This window comes from Ramlibacter sp. 2FC (genome assembly GCF_005503345.1).
Classification (GTDB): Bacteria; Pseudomonadota; Gammaproteobacteria; order Burkholderiales; family Burkholderiaceae_C; genus SCMQ01.
Map to the genome: position 1 here is coordinate 1 of NZ_SCMM01000121.1, position 1896 is coordinate 1896.

At 61.6% G+C, this 1896-nt stretch carries 4 protein-coding genes; 1 reads left to right on the top strand and 3 read right to left on the bottom strand.

Translation table 11 applies throughout. The features are described from left to right. From FFS10_RS23250 to FFS10_RS22810, 3 genes are all read right to left on the bottom strand, one after another. On the bottom strand, positions 1-242 hold a 242-nt coding region (locus tag FFS10_RS23250; protein ID WP_212744178.1), incomplete at its 3' end, for a hypothetical protein. Continuing rightward, positions 239-700 carry a hypothetical protein gene (locus FFS10_RS22805; protein ID WP_137896886.1) on the bottom strand — a complete coding sequence of 154 codons (462 nt, stop codon included), beginning with the start codon at positions 698-700 and terminating at the stop codon, positions 239-241. The genes FFS10_RS23250 and FFS10_RS22805, both read right to left, overlap by 4 nt. A gap of 82 nt (positions 701-782) precedes the next feature. Beyond that, complete coding sequence (locus FFS10_RS22810; RefSeq protein ID WP_137896887.1) at positions 783-1268, bottom strand: hypothetical protein; 486 nt, start codon at positions 1266-1268, stop codon at positions 783-785. An 82-nt stretch (positions 1269-1350) separates the two neighbouring features. Between FFS10_RS22810 and FFS10_RS22815 the strand changes: the two genes are divergently transcribed. Next, the coding region (locus FFS10_RS22815) for a hypothetical protein (protein ID WP_137896888.1) at positions 1351-1896 on the top strand (546 nt) is incomplete at its 3' end.

Genomic DNA, 1896 nt, shown 5'->3' on the forward strand with positions numbered 1-1896 from the left:
GCGGCGCAATCGCACAGGCCGTCGAGGTCGGAACACTGGCGCACGCGGTGCTCAGGGAAGGAGCCACGGCCGCGCACGGGCGACAGCAGGACCACGGACCAAAGGAAGGTGCCGTCCTGGGCCACCCAGCCCTCGCGGATACGGGCACAGGTCGGGACCCTGTCGATTAGCACTTGGACGAACTGAGGGCCCGCTGAGGGCCTGGAAGCGGCATCGGCGAAGGTGAAGGGCTGGATGGTCATGCGCGCCGCTCCCTGGCTTGGGGAGCCTTCATCTGCCGCACCAGCTCAGCCGAATGCTCTGCAGGCGTAAGGCCACCACGGGCTGCAAGCTGCTCTTCAGCCGTCCGTTCCCTGAACAACCGTTCGCCGAAGCCAGTCGCGACCTGGTAGGACTTCCCCGCCTTGGGGAGTTCGACCTGGTGAACGACCGTGAGCTGCTTTTCCGCCAGCTGCCGCTCGAGCATGTCCCTGGCGTTCAGAAGCGACCGGTAGTTCACTCCCTGAGTTGGGGAAGCGTGGCTATTGCAGATGCCGCCGCTGGTGACCTCGATGTCGTGCTTGGTGCAGGTCAACCGGGGAGAGCTGTAGCAAACGCCGCTCTCGGGGCGGTAGGTCTCGACAAAGCGGCAGTTGCGACAACCAGGGCGCTGGCCCGGCGTCAGGTAGCCCACCTGGGCGTGTTTGGCGACCAGCCTCATGCGAACACCCGATAGACAAGGCCCATCAAGGCGGAACCCGCGAAGGAAGAGCCGATGAACAGGAGGGAGAGGTACAGCAGCCTCATGCGCCACCCCGACGCGATTCGATGGAACGATCAACCCACCGATTCACTAGCGGCAGAATCAAGCCGTGCCACAAGAACAGGGCGGCCAGGACCATGGCCGTCGTCAACAGGGAGGAAGCAACTATGAGCTTGAGCAACGAAGCGGCATCGAGGGCGATGCAGCCGATCAGCGAGGTACTGGCCTGGCTGGAACTACTCAACTGGTCACTCTGGACCGCTGTCGCCATCGGGGCCATCGCAGCGATCAACGAAGCCAGGATCAGACGCTTGGAGCGCGTGTACCAGGCGAAGCGGCGGAACTGGTGGCGGTTCTGATCGGTGCACGCCCCCGACTCGGAACCAGCCGGAGCCGCCAAGCTGCGAGCTGGCTCCTGTTGAGTGGGGGGCGTGCAAGCGGAAAACGCACGGCCGTCGCAGCGCGCTGCATCGGTCGCCACCACACAGGCAATGTGCGCAGCGAACTCTTGAAGGGATCGGGTCATGGCGGCTCCTGAATCGCGCGAGAGGTTGCGCGTGGAGCCGAATTTAGCTGAATGCCCTTTGAGGCTCAACTAGCATTCAGTGTTGTTTGTGGAAAAAGAGACAACTACCATAGAGTACTCAACGGGAATTAATATGTTTGACTTACAAGACTTCATCGAGCGAGCCATGCAGGGCGCTGGCGTGACCAGTGCATACGGGCTAGCGAAGGCAACAGGTCTAACAGAAGCTGTCATCAGCAAGTACCGTCTGGGCAAGAGCCTGCCCGATGACCGGGCCATCGTCCTACTGTCCCAATTCACTGGCGACGATCCCGCGATGGTCGCGATTCAAATCCACTACGACCGAGCCGCCAACGACGAAGCTAAAAGCCTTTGGGGCGGCATGGCCGACCGCCTCGAGAAAAGCACCAAGGCTGTAAAAACTGCACTGCTGATTGCTACCGTTTCGGTAGCAGCGTACCAAGAGCCCGCGCAGGCTCAGGGCACTACCCCCCTCGCCCACCGCCTGGGGTCTGTAATGCAAATTGTGTTAAGTCGCATCCGGGCGCTTTTCAATCGTTTGGCCCGTCAGCTCAGACCCCATGTTCGTCGTCCCAATAACGACACATGGAGGTCCTATGTTCCAAGC

Excerpts from the sequence above, each read along its gene's own strand:
- FFS10_RS22805 (WP_137896886.1), bottom strand. The coding sequence starts at position 700 with ATGAGGCTGGTCGCCAAACACGCCCAGGTGGGCTACCTGACGCCGGGC.
- FFS10_RS22810 (WP_137896887.1), bottom strand. The coding sequence starts at position 1,268 with ATGACCCGATCCCTTCAAGAGTTCGCTGCGCACATTGCCTGTGTGGTG.